Origin of the sequence: Tsuneonella litorea, assembly GCF_025154015.1 — a bacterium.
Lineage (GTDB): Bacteria > Pseudomonadota > Alphaproteobacteria > Sphingomonadales > Sphingomonadaceae > Tsuneonella > Tsuneonella litorea.
The window spans coordinates 41,839-58,763 of the sequence record NZ_JAOAMV010000005.1 but is presented as its reverse complement, the minus strand read 5'-3'; the positions used below and the strand labels follow the sequence as shown (position 1 = coordinate 58,763).

Here is a 16,925-nt window from a genome sequence, read left to right as displayed (position 1 = left end):
CCGGATGAAGGCCGGGGCTTGTCGCGATACTCGCTTGGCGAGTGATCGCTCTCGAGCCGCTTTTCGGTGGAGCGTTGCTTGGGAGGGCGATGATGACAACCGCAACTGAGGCGCTGATCCCGTCTCTTTGGTTCGAGCGGATCGCGAAAATCGCCAGCGGGCAACTGGGGAGCATCGAAAACGCGCTTCGCCACGCCGCCCACCTTCTCCAGCTTACCCCATCCCCCTTTCGCGACGTGGTCAGACTGGGATGCGACGAAACCAAGTTTGAAGGCTTGCTAGACGCAGGCGCGTTTGACGCTGCGGCGCGCTACCTTGTTGGGCAACCAACCGCCTTGTCGATCGAGGCCCAGGGAGAGAGAGCCAGCTATCGCGCGACGATTGGTTGTTCGATCCTGGGGCGCGCGATCTCCGGGAGCGGGCAGACTGAAGCCTCAGCAATTCTAAACGCCTGGACAACCTGTCTCTTGAACCTGAAAACGGAATACGGAGACGACTTGCTAAACCTTCATGGTCAACGCGAACCTGGGCTCCGAGCCGGGTAGCGTCAGCTGTCTGCGGAGCGTCGATCGCGTTTGATCGACGCCCTGAGCCGCACAGCCTCGTCCAAGGAAACGGCCAGTTTCCCGGAGATAAGAGTGCGCATCCGCGTTCTGACAGCAAGATGAGTTTAGCACGATCGAGCTCGGCCAGCGTCAGCAGGGTAAACAAAAGAGACAAAGACCATTAAAAGCGCACGGTGACCCCCGCGCGTCCCATCAAGTAATCATACTTTGTTCCACCCGAGAGAGAATCATTTGTGTAGATGACCTCGGCAAAGGCATCGAATGCCCGGGCATTTCTCGGGCTCTCGGCACGGAGCTGTCCGAAGCGCGCAATCGACCATTCGGTGCCTGTGTTGCGCTGACCGCCGAGACCACCCGCGGCAAGGAACATCCAGCCCGCTCCGGTGAATCGGCGAAATTGAGCGAGGGGGACAACCCTGACGAAATTGCGGGGTGAGAAGTAGTCGAACCCTCCTGGGTGGGTCGAATGATAATAGCGGGTATCGAGGTGCGCACTAAGCCCTGGGACAGCGCGAACAGCGTGCACGAAGCGCGCCCGAAAGTGTAGCCGCTCGTTCCGACCTGAAAACGCCTGGAGACCAGTCGACAGCGCTAGTGTATTGTTTTCATCGATTCCTAGATCGGCGCTTGCTCCCGCGAACGTGTAGTAGATGCCGCGACGCAAGCCCTGATCGGTTTCGACGATCTCGCGTTCGACGAATACGCTCTGCGCCCAGTCGGCACGGCGAATCTCCGCACTGCCTACGAGTGTGTCGCCGTCGGTTCCGATGCGCGCCCTCCAGCGCCATTCCGGTCCGAGCTTGTCGGCCGCGTCGAGATAAATCCGCTGGTCCTGCTCGTCGGCACCGACCGAAGGGTTGAACCAGACTTGCTCGACAGCAAGTCCGGTATATTTCTCGCGGTCGTCGTATCGCCAGAGCCCGCGGACGAGAAGTTTGAGAACATCGCTTCCATCTGAATCGGTGCTGGCCCAAACTTCGGTACCGGCTGCAACACTCTCTGGAGTCGTACTGATGTCCTCAGCGCGGGCACCTGCGGCGATTGAAGTGACAAGCGCGGCAATCGCCACGACCGCCGGTCCCCTGGCTGTTCCCAGTTTCATTTGGTGTCCCATCTCTTTCGAAGTCCAAGGAGTTCAGCGAGGTATCCCCACACGCAAACAGGTTGCAGGAGTATGCTGTATGCGAGCGCATAGAAGAAGAAGCCGCGAATGTTACGTCGAACGATTAGGCCTTCGCGCTCGTAAACACGTGATTGGATCCGGAAGATGATCCCATTCCACAGTATGGTCAGCGGAAGCACCGCGATGGTCAGCGGCCCGGCAATGTAGAAATAGCCGAAGCAAGCGAGAACCAGGCCCGGGATGAAGACGAGAGTGTAGACCAGGTCGAGAGGGAGGAAGCACACGTTCCACCAGACGAACAATGTCGACATACGCCGCTTGAAAAGCAGCGGCGAGTGCGCCTTGAAGGCCTCCATCAATCCCCGGGACCAGCGCTTTCGCTGTAAGGCAAACTGACGAAGCGTGGTTGGCACATTGGTGAAGGCCAGTGCGTCATCGGCGTAGCCGATGCGATAGTCCCGGGCGAGCAGTGCCCATGAGAGGACAATGTCCTCGCCAACGCATTCGGGCCAGCCGCCGACCTCGCGCAAGGCATCACGGCGATAGATCGAGAAGGCACCTTGGGCGACGAGGGTGCCGTGATACATCCCCTGCATACGCTTCACAGATGCGATACCGTGAAAGTAATCCCACTCCTGCGCACGCGCCAGGAAGTTTGCGCGGGAATTGCGAACCATGACCGCCCCCGCGACCGCCCTGGTGTCAGGCGGATCGGAAAGAAATCTTTCGACAAGCTTACGCAGGCCATCGCGCTTGACCCATGAGTCCCCATCGATTGTCACGACCAGGTCATGCCTCGCCTTGGCGAGTCCGTCGTTGAGCACCGCCGATTTACCCCGATTAGTCGGGAAATCGAGGACGCGCGCGCGAATGTTGCGGGGGAAGCGAAGCTCCGCGATAGCCTCTTTGGCCAGTGCGACGGTATTGTCGCTAGAACCGTCGTTGAGAACGAGGATCTGGACCTTGCCCGGATAGTCCTGACCGGCGAGGCTAGCGAGCGTATCGTAAATCGCTGATGCCTCGTTGTATGCGGCAACCAAGATCGTTGTGCCGGGATAGCTGTTAACTCGCCGACGCGGGGGATTTCGATCAAAAAGAAGTGTCGACAACAGGAAGGCGTTCATGAAACCCGGGATGTAGGCAATGAACGCGATGATCACTGCGGCTATCGTCACACCGACTATGGCCGACAAGTCACGCAACCATGGCAGCGACAGCGCTATACTGAAAGCTGTCCAGAGGATCGCGATCAAGCAAGCGGCGGTGAACTTCACCCGAAGTGGCAGATAGAGCCCGGTCTTTCTCCGGGGGGAGTCGATACGACCGACAGAAATGCCGGCCGCACCCTCCTCGGCGTTCAGCCGAAGGTCGTTGCTACGCGTTATCTTAGGAGCGCTGGTCATGTCCACGCCCCCCATTAGGCCAAAGGTTGTGAGATTTGGTTTACGCTCTAGCCATCGAGGTTGACCGACAGCCTGCCGCGGGGACGACCATCGGCGGCCGAACCCGGACTGAAACCTGTCGACGTGTCCGTCTGCACGTCAGGCAAGACGCCCAGCCTCGCGCGTGGCGACGAGACCTAGTCCACGCTGTTTGCGGGCGCAGCGACATGCTCCACGAGCATCGGGTTCAATTCGGAGCTGTTTGATTTGTCGGACACGTCATTGCCCATCCTTGCGCTGCTGGCGGGCCAAAGGGCGATATGAAGGAACTGCGAATGAGATGGGCGCATTGCCCGCAGGGCTCATGAGTGCCGACGCCTGAGAGCGCGGCCGAGTCCGCTCAATACCAATCGGAATCGCGGTCGAGAGCGCTTACGGTCGCGTGCTCTCTCGATGCGTTCTCGAGCGACTGCTTGATGCGATCAGGTGTTACTCCCGCGAAATAGAGCGCGCAGGCCGTCAAGGAGGTTAGGCTAATGACCCTGATCATCTTTAGCCTCGCTTTGGTGGATGCTTGGCAGCCAGGTGATCAACGACAGCCGGGTGGAGCGGGCGGGCGAACTCGAAGCCCGCTTCGTCATTGCCTCTCCATCGCAACGTGGTCTCGAGCGTCTCGAGACCGTCGATTTTTACGCTGTAGCCCGAGGCTCGCGGTACGGGACCACGGTCGGTTGTCACGCTGAATCCGCTTTCCGAAAGCTCACAAATCTCGACAGGCGCCCTGGCGCCGAGGCTCGTGCGAACCAGGCCGCCAATGGCTGTCGACATGCGCGGATGCCTCCGGCGCTCGATGAAGCTGTCTTCTTCCGACACCGGAAATCTCCATGAGTGGGGACGTTCGCGACCGATGTTCTGTGCCCAGGATATAGTCCATCCCCTGCGATTCGATTAAACCTTGGCACTGTGGAAGGGTGCGAAGGGGTTCGCGCTCACCGAGCGGTTGCTTTCCGTCTTCGACGCTTGATGGCAGGCGTCCGACACCCGCCTGGAGCCCGAAGCTCGCTCTGGCCGGCGCCAAGGCCCCCGTTTCAGTGTCATCCTGCTCACCGAGGGCCCGACCGACGCGACGCCAAGACGTCGCGCAATCAGCAAGCCGACCGCGTGCTGCGGATATTCGTGGCGGCGCCGCTCGTTACCAGGTGTCTTCGACGTCGACGTAAAGACAGCGAACCGGGGCCCCAACCTGTGTATGACCGGGAAGACCCGGGGGAAGCCCGGACGTCATCTGTGGCGCGAGACGTCACGACGTCATTCCGCAGCCGCAACTTATTGATATGACCGGGATGGTCGCCTCGGCTCGAGAAGAGGTAGTAACCAGTCGCACCGGCCGGCGCGACCAAGACGAAAGCGGGTCGCCCAAATCTGCTTCCCAGGCTCGCTACCGCTTCGTTTCAACGTTCTCGCAACGTTTCCTGTTACGTGGATCTGCATCGCAGGCCTAATGGGAAGTAGGTTTCGTTCTACTCCTCGGACAAGATTGGCCAGCCAGGGAACGGGCCAGGCACACCCAGCCTCTTGGCCCGAATCTGACATGAAGCTCCGTCGCATCCCGGCCACCGAAGCAGCCATCCCGCCTTGATGGGGAGCTGCCGGCTGTCCTATCCACAAGGCTTAGTTCCGCTGCGAGGCAGACCGGCCGATCGGCAGCAATATCACCGATATCTGTCGGCGCGCTGTCTCAGGCCGCCGCCTGTTTGGATATGGCGAGAACGAACGCAGCGAGCTCACGTGGTTCTTCGAAGAGGTAACCTTGCAACATGTCGCAGCCCGAGAGCAGCGCGGCGGTGCGGTCGGCTTCATCGGCGACGCCTTCGCACACGACCTTCATCCCCAGCGCTTGTGCCAGCTGCACCTTTGCTCGCATTACTGCAATGCTCCCAACTTCGCGCGAGCTGCGGAGGACCATTGGATCCAACTTCAGGATGGTGACCCCGAGCGTTTGCAGGTGCGCTAGAGATGACGTGCTCGCGCCAAAGTCATCGACCGCGATCTTGAACCCTGCACGTTTGAGGCCTGCCAGCGCTTCCCGCATTCCGCCCCCTCGATCGACGAAGTCGGCTTCCCGGATTTCGAGCTGGATTCGCTGGGCGGAGATGTTGCTCTCCTCCACGATCCTTTCGAGTTCCTCGCGGAACCGACAATCGAGGAGCTGCATGGGACTGACGTTCATGGCGACCGAAATCCCCCTGCAGGCTTGCGCGGCGCGGCAGGATTGCTTCGCGACCACAAGCGCAAGATCGTTGATGAGCCGGATCTCTTCTGCGACCGCAATGATCTCGGGCGGAGGAACATGCCCATGCGTGGAGTGCCGCCAGCGCAGCAGGGCTTCGATGGCCAGAAGATCCCCGCTCGGGGAATAGATACCCTGAAAGCTGGTCGTGAGACCCTGTCCGGAGCGGATTACATATCGCAAGTCAGTCGCAAGCGAAGCTTTACGGGCAGCGACTTGAGACATTTCCTCATCGAACAGCCTGAAGCCACACCGCTCCCGCTTCGCACAGTACATGGCAATATCGGCCCTGCGCAGGAGTTCGGAAGGACAAAGGTCCGGGCGCAGCAGCGCAGCGCCCAGGCTTCCGCTCGCCATGCACTCTTCGCCATCTGCGAGGAACGGCTCATCGAAAGCCTCGACGAGTCTCTGGCAGGCCTCGTCGAGGCCCTTTTCATGCTGGGTCTGGACCAAGAGGGCAAATTCGTCTCCGCCGAGACGTATGAGAACCGCATCGGGATGTATCACGCAAAGACGAGCTGCCACAGCCTTGATAAGGCCGTCGCCGACAAGATGACCTCGCGTGTCGTTGACGCGCTTGAAGTTGTCGAGGTCGATCAGGACCAGCGCGATGGTCTGAGTTCCTGAATCAGGGATTAGCCTCTCCAATTCGTTGAACAGGAACTTCCGGTTGCCCAGCCCGGTAAGCGGATCTGTATGTGCGTCCAGTCGCGCCTGCTCCTCGCGATCAGCAAGTTCCCTGTACATTTTCCGTAGCTCGTCCTGCAGCAGGGCCATTACCAGGAGGGTGGCGCAACTCGATGTCAGGACCATTGGCCAGATCTTCGAGCCACCTGTGGCCAAGGCGATCGTCCCGCGATCGATCAGATAGAGCGCGCAGGCCGTCAGCGCGATCATCGCCGCGGTTGCACTTGTCAGCAGGAAAGTCAGAGTTCGATTGTGCATTCGGCCCCTCGAATGCCCATCTATTGCGAATAAAGGTTAAGTTTTCGCATAGGCGGGGACTTTGGGGGATTTCGCGGGTGCCGAAAGACTGCTGGTTGCTTTGGTGGGCTTGCCTGTGCCTACCCCGCTTCAAATGGGATAGCGACCCAGCCTGACCTGCTCGGCGAGATCTTTCGGCGCCTTAGTACCTTGTTAACCAATTTCCTTCAGATCAGCGTCATTCGTTTCGCGAGGGGACATGTCATGCGAGTTCTGCTGATCGAGGACGAGCCGGCGACGGCAAGGGCGATCGAGCTCATGCTCACTACCGAGGGCTTCAACGTCTACTCGACCGATCTCGGCGAGGAGGGCTGCGATCTTGGCAAACTCTACGACTATGACATCATCCTGCTCGATCTGAACCTGCCGGACATGCACGGACACGACGTGCTCAAGAAGCTGCGCGTCGCGAAGGTGCAGACGCCGGTGCTGATCCTGTCGGGATTGGCGGACATGGACTGGAAAATCCGCAGTTTCGGCTTCGGTGCCGACGACTACGTGACCAAGCCGTTCCACCGCGAGGAACTGGTGGCACGCATCCATGCGGTCGTCCGCCGCTCGAAGGGCCATTCGCAGTCGGTCATCCGCACCGGCAAGCTGGCGGTAAACCTCGACGCTAAGACCGTCGAAGTCGACGGCGCGCGGGTCCACCTGACCGGCAAGGAATATGCCATTATCGAGCTCCTCAGCCTCCGCAAGGGTACGACACTCACAAAGGACATGTTCCTCAACCACCTCTACGGCGGCATGGACGAACCCGAGCTCAAGATCATCGACGTGTTCATCTGCAAGCTGCGTAAGAAGCTGAGCCACGCCTGCGGGGGCGAGAACTACATCCAAACGATCTGGGGTCGCGGATATGTCCTCAATGATCCACAAGAAGAAGCCATGGCAGCCTGATCTATCGGGAAACTCCACTGCAATAGTTCCCGAGCTTTGTGTAAACAGCGCACCGCTCGTTCAGCATTCGGTTCTGACAGCCCTACGGGATCGGCCAGGCAGAACCCATCTGGCATCGCCGTTACGTGGGTAGCCCTGCCTCTGCGATGGCAGGCCCCCCCAGGCCTTCCAGCCCTCACGCGATCCCGAAGGGCCGCCCGGCGTTGGACGCATTGTGAAGTAAAATCCACTCGTCACAGGAGCGGGTCTGCCGTGTCGCTGGACACGGCTTCCTCACCTGCCCCAGAGGGGGGTTCAAATTATCGTAAACTTCGTGTCTTATGGATATCTCTTTGAATGGGTCACCAAGAGAGTTGCTTGATGCCTCACCGCAATACTCATGTCGCGCTGACCGAGTTGCTGCGCCTGAAGGATGCGGATAACGACCAGGCAATCGGCAAGATCATCCAGGGTGTGCTGGACGGTATTCGCGAGCATTTAAACCACCTACCGAGTCCACACCCGATGGATGCCCGAAGGGCAAGTCGCGCAGCGCAGGGTCCCAGGCCTTGGGCTCCATCCTCGGCTCGCTGGCAGGATCGGCAGCATCGCGTTCTGGTCTTTCGGGCTGGATACCCATTCCTGGCCTGACCGACCAGCTAACCGCAGCGATCGCCTGCAAGCTCGATCCGGAGGAGCAGAAGCAAGCCGCACTCGCAACGCTCGAAGCAACGCGTGGAGAAGGCGTCGAAGCCGATGTAGCTGTCGGATCTTCCTCAGCATGGACCTCGAACACCCGGTCGAACGTGTCCGGCACGTCGACTGTCGTCGCCCGGAATGACCAGGACGACGACGGGTTGCAATGTCTCGTCGTGTCCGATGTCATCATCGTCCGCGGAGAAGAGACGCGCGCCGACAAGCGGATGTGTCGCAAGCCCCCCGCAGCGCGCTATGCACTGATCGCATGATGCGGCTGTCCGGTGCGCTTGGACTTGTCGCGGCGGCCGGTCTTCTGGCGGCAGCCAATGACCCGGTCAATCCGACATGCCCGGCCGACTTCGACTTCGGTCCTGCCTCCGCAATGACGCTGACACCGGCTACGCGGAACGGGGCTAGGGTCCTGCTTGCGGAAGGCCGCATCGACGCCTCGCTTCCGACGCGGCTTCGCGCCGCGATCGAAGCAGATAACGAACTTGCCGAAATCTGGTTACGCTCGGGAGGGGGTGATGCCGCGGCGGGAAACGCGGCCGGGAAGGTCATTCGGTCGTTTCCGGGGATGCTGGCACGGATCCCGTCGGGGTGGGCCTGTTTCTCGGCCTGCAACTTCGTGTTCATGGGCGGCGACCGGCGGATTGTCGAACCCGGCGGACATTTCGTGGTTCACATGTTCACCCACACCAACCAGCGCGATGTCATCCAGGAGACCATTGCTGAAGGAACCAGTGCAGCGGCGGAACTGATCGGTGAAATCGAGCAGGCCAGTGCCAAGCTCGCAAGCGATGACAACGACTTCCTGATCCGCATGGGGGTGAGCCGGAAGCTGCTCACCGAGGTCATGTACAAGCAGAGCGCGGTTCAATCTGCAGCGCATCCCGCGACCCGGTATTGTCTCAGCCAGGACGAGCTAAGGCGTTACAATGTAGTTCCGGTGGAGCGGTCGGACTAGGCCTGCACGCCTCCGCCCATCGCGGCGCGCCGCTTCATCGCTCATGATGACCCACGGCGCTCGGGCGCGAGCAGTCGTACTCGGGTGCAATCGCGCCGCACCGGGTCCCTCGCTGACGAGAGTTTGCCGAATGCCCGGCGGCATCGATGCTCTTGGCGCGCCCATACATGTACGCGCTGGTCATGCGGCCCATGCCCTTTTGCCCGGATCGCGCAGCATGTCGGGCGGGTCCAGGTCGAGCAGGATAATGTCGTTTTCGTAGATCTGGCCGAGGTCCAAGCCCTCTGCGCCATGATCGGTCGAGCAGACGGTGAAGCCTTCGGGAGTGAACTCGGCTGGAAGCCATGCCCCTCGCTTACTTCGCTCGGCCAAACTGGAGGCGGATGTGCTCGAGCACCGAAGGATGCAGCGGTGCGTCGAACTGGACCCCGACAATGGGACTGCGATTCCACCGCACCGTCGCCGGGATCGGCCCTACCGTCCCGATCTTGACCGTCAAGTGCGCGCCCTTCTCGATCCTGCGGTCCGAGTAATCCTCGAACCGGCAACCCGTCGACGAGAGGTCCCCGACGATTGCTTCCCTGCTGCCGCCCGACGTGAAGATCCGGCCCACGATCGACACGGCGTGCCGCTCGGCCGACCGCTCGTTGACGGTACGGGGTTGGCCCGGCTCGTCAGGATCTGGCTCGGCCGACTCCGGCTCCGGTGCCGGGGTTGGCGGTGGCGGTGGCGGCGTATGGGTCGCGGAAACGGTCTCTGAATGGGGGTTCCGCTCGTCGTAAAACAGACTCACCGCCTGCCAGAACTCGTCTTCGCCGCCGAGCTTGACCGCGGGCCGGCCGTCGAGAAAGCACGCCCAGATTGCACCTGCACGCGCGACAAAAAAGGCACATTCTTCCTTCAATTGTCCGCCCCGCGCCCAGCGATGATCTCAAGAGGGCTCAGCGCCGCACCTGGCGCTACCTTGCTCGCGGACAAGGCAGGACGCAACCTCCGACAGACGGTAAGCCCCGAAAGGCGTCCGGGGCGTTCAGGCGATTCCCGGCTCGGCTCGGCCCTTGCCTGCCCACCAAGCTGGCATTTGGTCACATGCAGATCGTCCGGACCTTTCCTACACGACGCCCTCGATAGACGGCCGCCGCGTGCCTGGACCGGCCGTCCGGATCGCCTGTCGCGCAAAGCGCAGATAGCGATTTCCCATCCATTAACCATGTCAGGGTACTGATGGGACCGGGGGGATTTCGAAGATGCACGCCCGACCACATCGAACGCGGAGCCACATCCTCCGCCGCCGCGGGGCGCGCAACCGACTTGCTGCCAGGCTGCGCGCAGCGAGTTTGGCTATTGTCTCGTCGAGCACGATCGGTGCCGCTCCGCTGGCGCTGCAGCCCGCGCCAGTAACCACCGAAGCGCTCGCTGCGATCCATCCGTCACCGCAGCTGGGCCGACCCGATCTGACGAGCCACCATTGCCTCGCCGCGCTGTCCGGGCCGTAGGGGCCGATCGATGACGCGCTCGGTCATGCGATGGCAGCACCGCATACTTACACGGTCGACCTGCTTGGCCAGGATCCGCATCACCGCGAACGGTTGCGCCTCGCCATCGCCTACTGGTCGGTCGGCCCGGCGGGAAGACGGTGGCTGACCCAGGCGCAGGCGACCATCGACAGCACGACCTGTGCGGTCTCGGTCACCGCGCTGCACTGACCCGGCGGCCACCTTCGCGATGTGCGCGGCCCGCCGCGTTCCTCGTCTCTCCCGCGCGTCCCCCGCCTCGCACATGGGCCGCACGCTCTCGCGCCAACGTGCCACACCGCGCGTGTAAAGTGCGGACTTGGCGGCCGGGAGAAAGAAGCGCGATCGCACGCGCGGTATCCCGTCGGATCAGGCGGTCACTTCGCGAAGATGCTGGCGAAGGGTCTCGCGCCAGTGGATCGCCCGAAAGCCCAGCGCTTGGCGCGTCGCGCTCGAATCGAGCAAGGAGAACGCCGGACGGGTCGCTGGAGTGGGATACTCGCTGGTCTGGATCGGGACCACCGGGACCGCGCGATCGAGCAGTCCGAGCACCAGCGCCTCCTCCTGGATCGCGAGCGCGAAATCGTACCAGCTGGCAACTCCCGCGTCGCTCCAGTGCCAGGTGCCGACCGCGTCGCGTTCCACGAGGCCCCAGATCGCGCGCGCAAGAGTGCCGGTCCATGTCGGGGCGCCGATCTGATCGCAAACGACCCGCACTTCGTCGCGCTCGCGCATCAAGCGCAGCATGGTGGTCACGAAGTTCGCCCCACCCGCGCCGTGGACCCATGCAGTGCGCATGATGATCGCGTCCTCGCCAGCGGCATCCTCTCCAGCAGCCTTCGACCTGCCGTAGGCGGAAAGTGGGGCGCGCAAGTCGCCAGGCTGCCATGCACGCGGACTGTCGCCGCTGAACACGAAGTCGGTCGACACTTGTACGAGGCGACCGCCCGTTTCCCGAAGTATGCCGGCCAGGACCTCCACTGCACCGGCATTGATCGCGTACGCTAGGGATTCCTCGCTCTCGGCGCGATCCACCGCGACGTAGGCGCCCGCGTTCACCACGATATCCGGCCGGATCTCGGACACCGCACGGGATACCGCGGAAGGGTCCGCGAGATCGAGGGAATCGCGGGTCGTGGGGATAATGTTGGCCGATGGCGGCGCACTCGCGATAAGGGCGCGGCCGAGTTGGCCCGCGGCGCCGGTCACCATGATCTTCATCGCGCGTGTCTGTCCTTCGCCGATCAACGACCGCGCGCATGCACGACGCAGCACGCGAGTGCAAATTCATCCCGGGAGGCGTCGGTAAGACCACCTTGCACGATAGCTTTAAAGCCGGACATCGAGTGTGTCAGGCTGGAACGGAGTGTGCAGGATGCCAGGAACTTTGCGCGGGCAGCGAAAGCATGGCGGGTGGCGGTGCCGGAGGCAAAAAACTTCCACTCCCGCTCGAAGACGAGAACGGCCGCCTCACGCGCGCTCTTGGCGATGGAAGGCCGGCACTGCGGGCGACCTGGGGTTCGGGGCGGCTCACGCGAAAAAGCCGTCCCCGATTTTCCCATGAGCACCGAATTTGGCGGCCCGATGTTGGCCGGGCAGCCTCTCGGTGAACGCTCGCCAAGACTGTTAGGGGTTCTTGCTGGCGTCAGAGCGACGATAGGACGGCGCCCCTTAGGGCCAGTGTAGATCGAGATACGGAGTTTTGCGTAAGCTGCATCGCGCGCCAGTCACAATATCCTTGCCCTCTCAAGCGGGTTTCAGAACGAGGCGCCTTGTGTGCCCGTCACCGAGCTAGTTCCTAATCTGTACCCGGAAATACACCCCGCAACCATTTTCTCATCAACCTTGATGAAGCCAATTCTTGATTTGTACACGATGTGTTCGCTGGTGCTGATGCCGGCGACGCGCTCACGCTCTGCTTGCTGCGACCTCCCCCAGCCCGTCCGCGCACGAACGTTGATCTCTAGATCGTTGCTTGAGCGCCTGCGCGCAGACCTGGAAACCAAATTTCCGATTGGACCAATCGAGCCTCCCCCCTATCGATTTCCGCGACAGTTGATGAACCGGAACATGCCTGTGAATGCCTCTGTAGCGCCTTTTGTCTCCGCATCAGATCTGGCGGAGTGGCAAAAGACCATCGGTCGAACGGAAACCCGAACCGAGGTGCTTGGCGCGGAGCCGCTGCGACGCTTTGCCCTCGCGACCGGGGCCCCGGACGACGTCGAGCACCGGTCGCCCCCGCTCGGGCACTGGGCTTTTTTCCCGCCCCACGCCAGGGACAGCGAGATCGGCCCCGACGGCCATCCGCGGCGCGGCGATTTCCTGCCGTCGGTTAGCCTGCCTCGCCGCATGTTCGCTGGCGGGACGATCCGGTTTGACAGCCCGCTGATTCTGGGAAGCGAAGCGGACCAGGTCTCACGCATCGCAGGAGTGAGCCACAAACGGGGCCGCAGCGGTGACCTGGTCCTCGTCGAGGTCGATCGAACGATCGAACAAGCTGGTCGCGCCTGCATTCGCGAGCGCCAGCGCTATCTCTACCGAGCGAACGGGCCGCCGATCGAAATGCCCGTGTGCGCCTCCCACCGCCCCGCGGGCGAGATCTGGCAACCCGACGAGGTAAACCTCTTCCGTTTCTCAGCGGCGACCTTCAACGGCCACCGCATTCATTACGACCTGCCCTACGCGCGCGAAGCCGAAGGCTATCCGGCGCTGGTGGTGCAAGGTCCGTTCACGGCTTCGCGGCTTGCCGCATTCGCCATGCAGGCAGGATCGCTCGCCCAGTTTTCCTTCCAGGCCAGGGCGCCATTGTTCCTGTCCCAGCCAATCTACCTGCGAGGAGCAGGCGTGAATGTGGTGGAAGCGGTGCGCTGTGATGGGGAAGTGGCGATGCGGGCAGACTTCGTCCCCGCCTAGGCGCGCTATCAGCTGCAACCAATGGGTCTTGTCGATCGGGATCTGGACCGGGCGCTCGGCGACAAAGCCGCTTGCGGCCAGCGAAGGGCAGAAGCACGAGGCAAGTTCACCGCCACGAAGTGGGTGAACAAACAAGGTCATGCCGCATCTCATAGCAACCCGATCAGGGAAATGCACGGGAGCCGTGCCCGGGGTACGGGAGGCAGACGCTTCAACGACACCCCCGAAGCCGACCAGCACCATACGACACCAGATCCCGGCTCAGCCCCGAGGACCTCGCGTCTGCCAGAGTCCTGACGGACCGACTACTTGATCTCGACCGCCTCGACGCGGCGGTTGACCGGATCCGTATTGTCGTAGCCCTCGATCGGTTGATCGGGTCCATAACCTGCCACCTCGATGCGGGACGCCTCGACACCCTCCGCAATCAGCGCTTCGCGTACCGCTTCGGCACGATCCAGCGACAGCTTCCGGTTGAAGTCGGCATTCCCCGTCGAATCTGTATGGCCCTCGATCCGGTAGCGCTTGTCCATGCCCGACGCCTGGATATTGGCCAGCGCCTTGGCAAAGCTCTTGACCTCGGTGACAGATTCCTTCGTCAGCCGAGCCGAGTTGACATCGAAGGTAATGAACAGCGGCGCACGACGGGCGAGCGACTCGGGAATGTCAGCCGCGGTCGAGCCAAGCGCGGCGACCGGCGTCCTTGCCAGCGGTGGAGCACGCCCAACGCTCGCGGCGGGTATGTTCCGCCGTGCCGTGCGCGTGGCCCTGGCCCTCGACGCTTCGCTAATCTGCGAAGCCGTCGAGCGGGACGACGAGGTCTTGGGACGCGCGCTCGGCGCGCCCTTGCTGGCGGCCTTGAGCGCACCGATCGAGGGCAAGCCGCGGGTCTCGACGCCCTCGATTTCCTGCTTGTCGCGATCGGCTTCCTGCTGCGCGAGTTCGCCGCACAGACCCGCCAGTTGGCAGGCCAGTTCCGCGGCCCGAACATCTTCCGAGCTTGTCTGGGCGGCGGCAGCGACCGGGACGCCACTGACAAGGGACAGAACTAAGTACCAGGCTTTCATCGTCACCTCCGAAGCAGGACGAATATGCGCTAGCGGCCCCCCCGCCTAAACCGCCCTTGGACGCGACCTGAATGTCTTGGGAAGGCTTTAGCCTCATTCCTGGTGCACCATACCACCCAGATTATCGAAAGACAAGGACGCCCCCATGTTCGGCCAGTGGCGAAAAGAGCCCGCCACGCTTCGCCGCGCATCCTTCGACGTGCGCACGACGACCGATCTCGAATTACCGATGGTCTGGTTTCGACGAAGGTCAACCCCGCTCGATCAGGACATCCATCCGAGCTCAAACAAGAGAAGGAGCTCGGTTTCGGCTTTCTAGCGAAGGAACCGATCCCTAGCCGGTCGATCCATCGGTGACCGAAAACCAGAAAATATCGGTTCTCCACCCGTGGGCTCGCGCCGCGCGGCCGAACCGATCAGGCCATCCAGCATCGAGTGGCACACGGGGAGACGAATCGTTGGCATCACCGAACAAATCGACGGGGAATGGTCCCTTCCCAGCGACGACGGCGATCCCGTAGCCTTCCTTCGGCGGCTGTTCGAGTTTCGCGGGGTAGGGCACCTCGAATCCATCCTGAGTCACGGTTCCGGACAGCAACTGGACCACCCCCTCCCCGGCCTCGCGGCCGCTGAACAGGGGCTGCATCTTGGATCCGGCCTCGATCACGAGAAGGATCAGGTCTTCGTCGGGCTGCAGACCCCCAACCCGAAGCAAGGGTTGCGTCCACATACCCTGCCCAAGCGAATATTCATCCGAGAGGATCATGTCCTTTTCCGCGGCCACGTAGGTCCTCTTGGGAGATGTCACGAGATCGTCGTTCGCCCGGAATTGGCGCAGCGCGTCGATCGCCCCGCACAGGGATTGATCGAACGACACGACCTCGTCCCAACCAACAGAGCCGCCGCCGGCCTGCGCGTCGGCCAGTCCCAGCATGATTGCGCTCTGCGCGTCTGATCGGTTTCCTGCACCTCCGACAAATTGCGGGCCTTTTCCAGTTGCCGGTTCGAAAGTGAGCCAGGCACACGGCTGCCTGTTGGCGAGAGACGTTGCCAACGCCGCAATCTCGGGCGTCGCGCTATCAATACCCGATTTGTCACCCTTGCGCAGGCCCACATCCCCTCCCGTTGCAAGCATGACGACCAAGACGGTCGCGACCAGGAATATCGCCGCTGCCGATCCAATCAGAGCCCACTTGGGGATGCGGCGCCCCGTCAGAGGTGCTTGCGACACAGCGCCACTCGAAGCGCCCGTCCCGGCGGACGGTAGCGGAGACTGAGCAGGCAACTCATGCGCATCGGTCGAAGCGGAACTTGTTCCACCCCTGGTCCTCACCTCTTTCAGGAGGTTGATAAAATCGTCCATGGAGCGTGGGCGCATCGCGGGTTCCGGATGGAGTGCACGCTCGAAGGCCAATCGATACCTGGAGGGAATCGCCGCTAGGTCAGGCAGCCACAAACGCTTGCGCACCGCTTCTGCTATCGAGTCGCCCATGTCGACATCGCGTCCACTGGCAATCGCGAGTAGCGTGAGCGCGAGGCTGTACAGGTCCGTCCAGGGACCGATCTGCCCATCGTATTCGCCGAGTTGCTCGGGGGCGACGTATTTGAACTTGCCCACGAAGCCATCTTCAGGCTCTGCTGCTGCGATAGCGAAATCGATGATCTTGCACCGCATCGGATCGCCGCCCGCCAGAAGGATACTGTCGGGTGCTATGCCGCGATGGACCATGCCGAGCCGGTGCGCGACCCCCAGTCCGCTCGCGAGGTGAATAGCCATCGCGCTGAACTGCTCATCGCTCAGCCAGATATTGCCGAGGCGCTCCTCGACGCTCGGCCCGTCGATGAATTCCATGACGACAAATGGGCGCCCCCACGGGTCAAATGCAGCCTCGCGGTAAGCCACGATTGCCTCGTGCTCTATACGCGTGAGCGTTGAGGTTGCGTTCGCTATCTGCGTTCGGACGGAATCGTCTCGGGCAAGATCGGACGAGAAGACCTTGATAGCGACCCGTTGCCCAGAGGCTTCGATATCCTCTGCTTCAAACACTTCCCCCGTCCGCCCACGTGCCATCAGCTTGGAGAGACGGAATCGACCGATGAGGGTCTCTCCAACACCGATCTCGCCGGGACCTGCTCGGGATGGCGGAGCCGGTTGAGACCATTGTGGCGCAGCTGCCTCCCCTAGGTTGCCCTTCGGCGACGCACGCGAAGCGGGGCCACCATTCTTCGATCCATCTTCGCCGCGGGTTGGCCCGAAGCTGGCACGATGCCCGTCATTGCTCTTGTCGTTGTCCGTCATGAAAGGCACTGCGCCTCCATTCCGATGGCAGGTAAATCGCCGCGGGCGGGCCGGGACTGACCTTCCCGGATTGATATGATTGAAGGTTCCTCTCGCTCGTCGCGTGCCAGACTTTCGGGCAGGACCAAACAGGAATCAAGTTCTGCCAGCATTTTGCCAGCGCACGAGATGTCGCGATCAATCCTGCACTGTTCGCTCACCGACGGCCATGGCACCGCAGTCGGTGTGGCGCACGCGTCGCT

At 62.0% G+C, this 16,925-nt stretch carries 16 protein-coding genes; 8 read left to right on the top strand and 8 right to left on the bottom strand.

Annotation, left to right across the window (positions count from 1 at the left end):
- Nucleotides 1-41 precede the first annotated feature (41 nt).
- Entirely contained in the window at nt 42-545 is a 504-nt protein-coding gene (locus tag N0B51_RS10530) for a hypothetical protein (RefSeq protein WP_259962308.1), read from the top strand.
- 181 nt (nt 546-726) lie between these two features.
- Here N0B51_RS10530 and N0B51_RS10525 read toward each other — a convergent pair whose 3' ends face one another.
- The 4 genes from N0B51_RS10525 to N0B51_RS10510 all read right to left on the bottom strand — a co-directional run bounded on the left by N0B51_RS10525 (nt 727) and on the right by N0B51_RS10510 (nt 6,306).
- Nucleotides 727-1,668, bottom strand: a complete 942-nt coding sequence (locus tag N0B51_RS10525; protein WP_259962307.1) for a hypothetical protein — start codon at nt 1,666-1,668, stop codon at nt 727-729.
- Nucleotides 1,665-3,092, bottom strand: coding sequence for a glycosyltransferase family 2 protein (locus N0B51_RS10520; protein ID WP_259962306.1), 1,428 nt, complete (start codon nt 3,090-3,092; stop codon nt 1,665-1,667). The genes N0B51_RS10525 and N0B51_RS10520 overlap by 4 nt, the downstream gene beginning before the upstream one ends.
- Before the next feature lie 531 nt (nt 3,093-3,623).
- Nucleotides 3,624-3,944, bottom strand: coding sequence for a PilZ domain-containing protein (locus tag N0B51_RS10515; RefSeq protein ID WP_259962305.1), 321 nt, complete (start codon nt 3,942-3,944; stop codon nt 3,624-3,626).
- Nucleotides 3,945-4,809: 865 nt separating this feature from the next.
- Nucleotides 4,810-6,306 (bottom strand): putative bifunctional diguanylate cyclase/phosphodiesterase, encoded by a 1,497-nt coding sequence (locus N0B51_RS10510; protein WP_259962304.1) that lies wholly within the window; start codon nt 6,304-6,306, stop codon nt 4,810-4,812.
- Nucleotides 6,307-6,549: 243 nt separating this feature from the next.
- On the opposite strand from N0B51_RS10510, the gene ctrA reads away from it, so the two are divergent.
- The 3 genes from ctrA to N0B51_RS10495 all read left to right on the top strand — a co-directional run bounded on the left by ctrA (nt 6,550) and on the right by N0B51_RS10495 (nt 8,890).
- The gene (ctrA, locus tag N0B51_RS10505) at nt 6,550-7,245 is read left to right on the top strand and encodes a response regulator transcription factor CtrA (protein ID WP_259962303.1); all 696 of its coding nucleotides are present in this window, start codon (nt 6,550-6,552) and stop codon (nt 7,243-7,245) included.
- A 548-nt stretch (nt 7,246-7,793) separates the two neighbouring features.
- Complete coding sequence (locus N0B51_RS10500; RefSeq protein WP_259962302.1) at nt 7,794-8,192, top strand: hypothetical protein; 399 nt, start codon at nt 7,794-7,796, stop codon at nt 8,190-8,192.
- Nucleotides 8,189-8,890 carry a hypothetical protein gene (locus N0B51_RS10495; protein WP_259962301.1) on the top strand — a complete coding sequence of 234 codons (702 nt, stop codon included), beginning with the start codon at nt 8,189-8,191 and terminating at the stop codon, nt 8,888-8,890. Before N0B51_RS10500 ends, N0B51_RS10495 begins: the two co-directional genes overlap by 4 nt.
- A gap of 355 nt (nt 8,891-9,245) precedes the next feature.
- On the opposite strand, the gene N0B51_RS10490 is transcribed toward N0B51_RS10495, so the two are convergent.
- Entirely contained in the window at nt 9,246-9,794 is a 549-nt protein-coding gene (locus tag N0B51_RS10490) for a PilZ domain-containing protein (RefSeq protein ID WP_259962300.1), read from the bottom strand.
- Between the two features lie 433 nt (nt 9,795-10,227).
- On the opposite strand from N0B51_RS10490, the gene N0B51_RS10485 reads away from it, so the two are divergent.
- Both N0B51_RS10485 and N0B51_RS10480 read left to right on the top strand, forming a co-directional pair.
- Nucleotides 10,228-10,386: a hypothetical protein gene (locus N0B51_RS10485; RefSeq protein WP_259962299.1), complete on the top strand. Its 159-nt coding sequence runs from the start codon at nt 10,228-10,230 to the stop codon at nt 10,384-10,386.
- Nucleotides 10,387-10,416: 30 nt separating this feature from the next.
- Nucleotides 10,417-10,596, top strand: coding sequence for a hypothetical protein (locus tag N0B51_RS10480; protein WP_259962298.1), 180 nt, complete (start codon nt 10,417-10,419; stop codon nt 10,594-10,596).
- 177 nt (nt 10,597-10,773) lie between these two features.
- On the opposite strand, the gene rfbD is transcribed toward N0B51_RS10480, so the two are convergent.
- The gene (rfbD, locus tag N0B51_RS10475) at nt 10,774-11,652 is read right to left on the bottom strand and encodes a dTDP-4-dehydrorhamnose reductase (protein ID WP_311201839.1); all 879 of its coding nucleotides are present in this window, start codon (nt 11,650-11,652) and stop codon (nt 10,774-10,776) included.
- A gap of 810 nt (nt 11,653-12,462) precedes the next feature.
- On the opposite strand from rfbD, the gene N0B51_RS10470 reads away from it, so the two are divergent.
- Entirely contained in the window at nt 12,463-13,317 is an 855-nt protein-coding gene (locus N0B51_RS10470) for an HTD2 family dehydratase (protein ID WP_259962297.1), read from the top strand.
- Between the two features lie 305 nt (nt 13,318-13,622).
- Here the strand turns inward: N0B51_RS10470 and N0B51_RS10465 are convergent, their stop codons facing one another.
- Nucleotides 13,623-14,384: an OmpA family protein gene (locus tag N0B51_RS10465; protein WP_259962296.1), complete on the bottom strand. Its 762-nt coding sequence runs from the start codon at nt 14,382-14,384 to the stop codon at nt 13,623-13,625.
- A 145-nt stretch (nt 14,385-14,529) separates the two neighbouring features.
- Between N0B51_RS10465 and N0B51_RS10460 the strand changes: the two genes are divergently transcribed.
- Nucleotides 14,530-14,703: a hypothetical protein gene (locus N0B51_RS10460; RefSeq protein WP_259962295.1), complete on the top strand. Its 174-nt coding sequence runs from the start codon at nt 14,530-14,532 to the stop codon at nt 14,701-14,703.
- Between the two features lie 15 nt (nt 14,704-14,718).
- Here N0B51_RS10460 and N0B51_RS10455 read toward each other — a convergent pair whose 3' ends face one another.
- Nucleotides 14,719-16,683: a serine/threonine-protein kinase gene (locus tag N0B51_RS10455; protein ID WP_259962294.1), complete on the bottom strand. Its 1,965-nt coding sequence runs from the start codon at nt 16,681-16,683 to the stop codon at nt 14,719-14,721.
- Nucleotides 16,684-16,925 lie beyond the last annotated feature (242 nt).